The organism is Leucobacter sp. 7(1) (genome assembly GCF_900163635.1).
Lineage (GTDB): Bacteria > Actinomycetota > Actinomycetes > Actinomycetales > Microbacteriaceae > Leucobacter.
Map to the genome: position 1 here is coordinate 21,614 of NZ_FUID01000094.1, position 6,315 is coordinate 27,928.

The following is a 6,315-nucleotide window of genomic DNA, read 5'->3' on the forward strand; positions in this document are numbered from 1 at the left end:
GTATTTATGGTTTTGTACAGTTCGCGCACTCAGGGTGCGCTTCGTGAGTTGGCGGCGATTACGCGGAAATACCAGAGTGTCGCAGAGGGGGAACGAAAAACTCTCTCGTCGCCAATTCGGCACAAAGTTTTCGTTAGCTATCATGCCGTGGACGCTGTCGAGGTTCTGGAATTCATTGAAGGAAATACCGATGTTTTCATACCACGCGCGATCGGCATGGAAGAAGATGGCTCCGACATCATAGATTCCACGAACGTTGGCTATATTCGACAGACAATAAAGTCTAAGTTCTTGCGGGATTCGACAGTGACCCTTGTGGCTATTGGGGAATGCACCTGGGCGCGCAAGTTTGTTGATTGGGAAATATATACGAGCCTTCGCTCCGACCCTACCCCGAACGGACTATTGGCAGTTCAGCTGCCTTCCGTTGCGGGGACGAGCCCCAAAATCCCCGATCGACTATCAGCTAACCTTGCGCCAAGTAGTCAGGAGAGCTACGCGAATTACTATGTTCCTCCATCGAGTCAGACTGTTCTCAGGAATTGGATTCAGGAGGCTTTCGATGGACGTACGACTCGCAGGTCTTTGCTCCAGGTTGGTGGCAAGCTGCGCGAGCGTAACTCGTCGTGTGAATCGCAGTAGGTATTCCGGGTGTGCAAGGAGACGAACTTGAGCACCTTCGTGACGACTCTTCTTCGTAAAATGGTGCTATGACTTCATCTGCCTCGGTGTTATATGTGATGGTTGCTTCGCCCGGTGATGTAAGTGAGTCAAGGGAGGCTGTGCAGCAAGCAATTTCCAGCTGGAACGAGTCGAACACGCGCACGCGCGGTGTTGTCGTTGTGCCGTTGCGTTGGGAATCAGTAGTGCCGCAGGCGGGAGCGCATCCGCAGGCGATTATCAATGCTGCGTTGCTTGACAATGCCGATGTAGTTATCGGTATCTTTGGCAGTCGGATCGGCACGGCGACTCCGGCGGCAATATCTGGCACGGTTGAGGAAGTCGATCGTGCCATCGCAGATGGTAGGCGTGTGCACCTCTGGTTCTCCACGGCACCACATCCACATGATGTTGATATAGAACAACTCACCGCCTTGCGTCAGTTCCAAGAGGACTTATCTCAGCGGAGCCTCTACGGCACTTATAGCAATTCCGAAGAACTGATCGCTAAGGTGTGGGCAGCTATTGAGAGTGATGTTGATGCACTTGCTCTCGCCCAACCCCAACCTGATCCGTCAGTTGGCGGCGTCAAGCTGGTAGCGCAAGCGGGAAGCGAAAGTATCGCCTCGCATGACAGTAAGGGCCGTTTGAAGCCCAAAACACGCCGGTTTATTGATGTCAGGAATGACGGCGACAAAGATGCCGAGGGCCTCACGGCCAGGGCAGGAGATCGGCCGGCGAATTTGCTTTACGAGGGTGATCGCCCGCGAACTATTCATGCAGGGCAATTTCAGCGCTTCCGGTACGACTTAGCAATCGCTGATGGCATCCCGACGAGTATTCTCGTGAAGTGGACTGAGGACGGAGAGCCCCGCGAGCGGGTCTTTGACATCTGACATGGGGACCAAAAGGGGACCAGAGTCATGCAAACCATGCATTTCGTGACGTGCTCTGCATGATCTGACCCGTGGAATCACGCGGTTCTTGGTGAGAGCCGAACCGTTTGGACGCCTGGGGGTCAGGGGGTCGCAGGTTCAAATCCTGTCAGCCCGACCAAATGGTCCGGTCAACGTGTTGTTGACCGGACCTTGTTCGTTTTCTGAGCTTGCCCGGTGCGGGTCGGTCCACCGGGATCAGAACGTCGGTGGTGCCCGGTATCGTTGACGTATGTCGAGCCAGCGGAGGTACTCAGACAAACGCCTTGCCGCTGCAGTTGCGGCGGTTCACTCGTGGCGCGGGGTCTTGCGTGAACTTGGATTACCGGAGTCGTCATCTGGGGCGATGCGGTCCGCACGGAATCGCGCACAGGAGCTTTCTCTCGACGTTAGCCACTTTGTGGGGCAACGAACTTGGACGGAGAAGAGCCTGCGTCTTGCGGTTGCCGGTGCGTCGTCCTGGGATGAAGTCGCGGGCACGCTCGGAGCCACGGGTTCCGCGGCCGCAAGCACTCTGGAGGGACACTCGACCCGCTTGGGAATCTCGTCACAGCACTTCAATAGCCGTCAAGCTGCTACTCCGATTGGGAACGCTGCGCCGAGTGCAGAGAACCTTGATCGAGCGGGATCACTGCTTGCCGCAACATGGTTCACCCTGAGCGGGTACAGCGTGTCCTGGCCGCTGGAACCCGCTCGATTCGACTTGCTGGTGACTCAAGCTGCGGTGACAAGACGGGTGCAGGTAAAAACGACACGGGTTCGTGTCGGGAAGACTTGGAAGGTGTACCTGTCAACGAGTCGGGGGCAGCGCGTCGTCTACCGTCCGGATGAGATCGATGATTTCTTCATCGTGAATAGCGAACTCGAATGCTATGCGATCCCATTCGCGGCGGTTGGGGGTCTACATGCTATTCATCTCAGTCAGTATGAGGAGTTCCTGCTCCCGTCGTTCTTGAGCTTGGAAGGGTCTGAACCCGCTTTGGGAGGCATTTGGGTCTGATGCGCGTTTAGGTGACATTCAACATGGCTAGTTTCGGCTGGCCTGGAAGGATGAACCTATGCCCTCCTCGTTATCCCAAAGAGTTCCGTGACGACGTCGTGAGGATCGCGTCGGATCGTGGTCCGGAAGTGACACTGGCGCAACGCGTACGACTTCGGTATCCATTTGGAACCCTCGATAAATGGCTCCGAGAGGAACGCGTCGAACAGGGCCAGAAACCCGGTGTCACGCGGTCCGAGAATGCTGAGCTGCGTGAGCTACGCAAACGCAACAAGCTCCTCGAACAAGAAGTGGAAGTACTCCGACGTGCGGCCGCGTATCTTGCCCAGGCGCACCTGCCGGGAAAGGCTCTACCCGCTCGTGAAAGAGCTCACCAGTGACGGGATCCCCGTCCAGGTGTCGTGCCGGGTACTCAAGCTCGCCCGCCAGCCCTACTATCGATGGGCTCCGCAGCCCAGTCACTGAACGAGACCTTACGCAGGCGTATCGAGCGAACGCGCTCCACGACGCCCACCTGGAAGACCCCGAGTTCGGCTACCGGTTCCTCGCCGACGAAGCGAAAGCTCTCGGAGAACCGATGTGCGACCGGACTGCATGGCGGCTCTGCCGAGACCAGGGCTGGCGGTCAGCGTTTGGGAAGAAGAAAGCCCGCGGGAAAGGGAAAACGCCTGGCCCGCCCGTGCATGACGATCTCGTGCAGCGCGAGTTCGTGGCCGCTGCCCCGAACGAATTATCGCTTTCGGACATCACTGAGCATTGGACGAGTGAAGGCAAGCTCTACCTGTGCGCGGTGAAAGACGTGTGGTCAAACCGGATTGTGGGTTACTCCATCGACTCGCAGATGACTTCCGCGCTTGCGGTAACGGCGTTGAACAACGCAGTGCTTCGCCGCGGTGACGTTGCAGGGTGTGTGCTGCACACGGATCGTGGATCTCAGTTCCGAAGCCGGAAACTACAGCGTGCACTCACCTGCCACGGGATGGCCGGCTCGATGGGTCGCGTGGGCGCTGCGGGCGATAACGCGGCGATGGAGTCGTTCTTCAGCTTGCTCCAGAAGAACGTCCTGAACCGCAAGACATGGGCCACCCGAGACGAGCTCCGGTCAGCGATCGTGACCTGGATCGAGCGCACCTACCATCGACGCCGCAGACAGGTCAGGTTGGGCCGTTTGACGCCGGTCGATTACGAGACCATCCTGAACGAAAAACAGGCCCTCGTTGCCTGACCAGACCTGTCACCTAAACGTGCATCAGACCCGAACGTTAAACCTCAGTCGAAGACAGGGGTCGGCCAATCCGTCTGCCCGGGGGCTGAGCGCCAGCGCGTGGAACCTTGCCTCAGGCATGACCAGCGAGCGTCGGGGTCCGAGCTTCGAGCTTCAAGAGGGTATGGTGAGGAGGCAGGCCAGGCCGAGGAAATGGGAGCGCAAGTGTCGACCAAAATAGATTTTGATCTTAAGGGCGTAGGTTACCTTCTCAAGGTCGAGATTCTTCAGGTACCGCTCTACCAGCGTTCGTACTCCTGGGGGACGGATCAGGTCAATGACTTTTGCTCCGACATAAAGAATGCTTTCGGTTCTTCTCAGAGAGAGCATTTCATGGGAACTGTCGTCTTATCCTCCGAAGAAGGTGCCAGGCTGACCATTATCGATGGTCAGCAACGGCTTGCAACGACGACACTTTTCCTAGTAGCGATGCGGGACTACTACGAAGAGCACGGTGAGATTGCGCGAGCAAATGCGATCAATTCTGAGTACCTCAATATGTTCTCGGACGAGGAAGGCGCTCATGTTCCGAAGCTTGTCCTAAACGCTGAGGATGACCATTTCTTCAGGCAGTTCGTTGTGCCTGATGCTGAAGCAGTGGGGGCCACACGTGACTCGCATCGACTTCTTGAGAATGCCAACGAGAAAATTCGTTCCTTTGTACAAGAGCAAGCAGAGCAAGCCGGAACGAACTGGGTTGACACGTTTGTCCAGTGGAGGAAGTTTATTGAGTCGGGCCTCCGCGTCATCTACGTGAAGGTTCCAAGCGAGTCTGACGCCTTCATGATTTTCGAAACTCTGAATGATCGCGGCGCAAACCTCACACTCTCCGATCTATTGAAGAACTACCTGTTTGGGCGAGCGTCTAAGCAGGCAAATGGGCTTGAGATTGTGCGAGACAAGTGGCTTGTCGCATTCGGGGCACTCGATGCAGATCAGGATCTCTTCATTGCCTACCTTAGGCACCTCTGGAATTCGAAGCGCGGGGCGACGCGGGAAGCCTACTTGTATAAGCAGATTAAGAGTCACGTCACGACGGCTACGCAAGCCATGGAACTCGCGACTGAAATCGAGTCTGGAGCGGGGGTGTATGCGGCGCTGCTATCTAGTGATGATGACTACTGGTCTGCCTGGGGGAAATCAACAAGACTGAACATTGAAACACTCAACCTTCTGGCATTAGGGCAAATCCGACCTATGCTTCTCGCTGTTCTGCAACACTTCACCATGAAAGAAGCAAAACGGGTTCTCCGGCTTTCGGTCAATTGGGGTGTGCGCGGGCTAATCGTCGGTGGCATCGGAGGGGGATCGACGGAAAAGGCCTATTGCGATGCCGCCGTTGCTGTGAGAAAGGGCGAAGTGAAGACGGCGGAAGAACTGCTGTCGAAGCTTGAGACGATTATCCCCAGCGACGCTGAATTCGAAAGTGCCTTTTCGAGCGTTCGCGTCTTGAAGGCTTCTCTCTCTCGATATTATCTTCGGGCACTCGAAGCCCAAAGGAGCGGCGAGGCAGAGCCCGAATTCGTAGCCAATCCAGACGAGGCCGAAATCAACCTTGAGCATGTATTGCCCAAGAAGGCTACTGAGGCCGACTGGCCTGCGTTCCCTGGCGATCTGGGGAAGCAATGGGTCGATCGACTCGGGAATCACGCGTTGCTCCAGAAGGTTCCGAACGACTTGATTGGCAATCGGCCGTTCAGCGTTAAGAAGCCGGTCTTGGCGTCGTCCAATTACGAACTTACGAAGGAAATTGGTTCGCAGGCCGACTGGACTGCAAGCGAGATTGAAAAGAGACAAGCCGAGCTTGCCTCTGAAGCATCGGCAACTTGGCCGCGCATGATCTAGCCGAACGCGACTTGGCACCTAGGAAGTCAGAACTCTGTACGGGCAACTGGTTCGCGATCCACAAGCTCCGAACGAAGAGCATCTGGTTCGGCTTGCAGGTGATTTGGATTCAGCGGCCATAAGCCCGCCACATGCGAACTTTCGATGGGTGCGAAGCTCACGAAGTTAGTGGGCCAATCTAGTGGCCAACGTCCTGTAAAGCGTGCAAAACGTGACGCGCTCTGCAAAGCATGGAACGCCAAAACCCCGGATATCTGGCCGAAAATGCCCGTTCCGTCTGCCTGGGGGTCAAGGTGTCGCAGGTTCAAATCCTGTCAGCCCGACAAATGCGATGTCTCAGGACATTAGGGACACCTGAACCCGCGGAAACGCGAGTTCAGGTGTTTTCGTTGGGTAGTCCTTTTCTGGGTCGATGGTGTATTCCCGAGGACTTCCCCTGTGGTCGTGACGATGATGGCGTGGCTGCCGTGGACGAGACAGATCAGCTCTGTCCGGGCGTGACCTCGACCAATCCCAAGGAGTTTGAGCTTCCCTGCATGTCTGAGCGTGATGGTTCGGGTCTGATGCAGGAACAGGTGACAGTTCTAGTCAGGCCGCGAGGGCCAGTTCTT

4 protein-coding genes and 1 pseudogene are annotated in these 6,315 nt (G+C 56.3%); all 5 read left to right on the forward strand.

The window, feature by feature from the left end; all coding sequences use genetic code 11:
* Positions 1 to 6: 6 nt before the first annotated feature.
* The 5 genes and pseudogenes from FM113_RS18650 to FM113_RS16525 all read left to right on the forward strand — a co-directional run bounded on the left by FM113_RS18650 (position 7) and on the right by FM113_RS16525 (position 5,704).
* Positions 7 to 642: a TIR domain-containing protein gene (locus FM113_RS18650; RefSeq protein ID WP_087015924.1), complete on the forward strand. Its 636-nt coding sequence runs from the start codon at positions 7 to 9 to the stop codon at positions 640 to 642.
* Between the two features lie 68 nt (positions 643 to 710).
* Positions 711 to 1,556 (forward strand): DUF4062 domain-containing protein, encoded by an 846-nt coding sequence (locus FM113_RS16510; protein WP_140393399.1) that lies wholly within the window; start codon positions 711 to 713, stop codon positions 1,554 to 1,556.
* Between the two features lie 385 nt (positions 1,557 to 1,941).
* On the forward strand, positions 1,942 to 2,595 hold the full coding sequence (locus FM113_RS16515) for a group I intron-associated PD-(D/E)XK endonuclease (protein ID WP_087015926.1): 654 nt from the start codon (positions 1,942 to 1,944) through the stop codon (positions 2,593 to 2,595).
* 233 nt (positions 2,596 to 2,828) lie between these two features.
* Positions 2,829 to 3,820, forward strand: a pseudogene (locus tag FM113_RS16520) (IS3 family transposase); the annotation flags it as partial.
* Between the two features lie 204 nt (positions 3,821 to 4,024).
* The gene (locus tag FM113_RS16525) at positions 4,025 to 5,704 is read left to right on the forward strand and encodes a DUF262 domain-containing protein (RefSeq protein WP_176387280.1); all 1,680 of its coding nucleotides are present in this window, start codon (positions 4,025 to 4,027) and stop codon (positions 5,702 to 5,704) included.
* The last annotated feature ends 611 nt before the right edge of the window (positions 5,705 to 6,315 follow it).

Excerpts from the sequence above, each read along its gene's own strand:
- FM113_RS18650 (WP_087015924.1), top strand. The coding sequence starts at position 7 with ATGGTTTTGTACAGTTCGCGCACTCAGGGTGCGCTTCGTGAGTTGGCG.
- FM113_RS16510 (WP_140393399.1), top strand. The coding sequence starts at position 711 with ATGACTTCATCTGCCTCGGTGTTATATGTGATGGTTGCTTCGCCCGGT.
- FM113_RS16515 (WP_087015926.1), top strand. The coding sequence starts at position 1,942 with ATGCGGTCCGCACGGAATCGCGCACAGGAGCTTTCTCTCGACGTTAGC.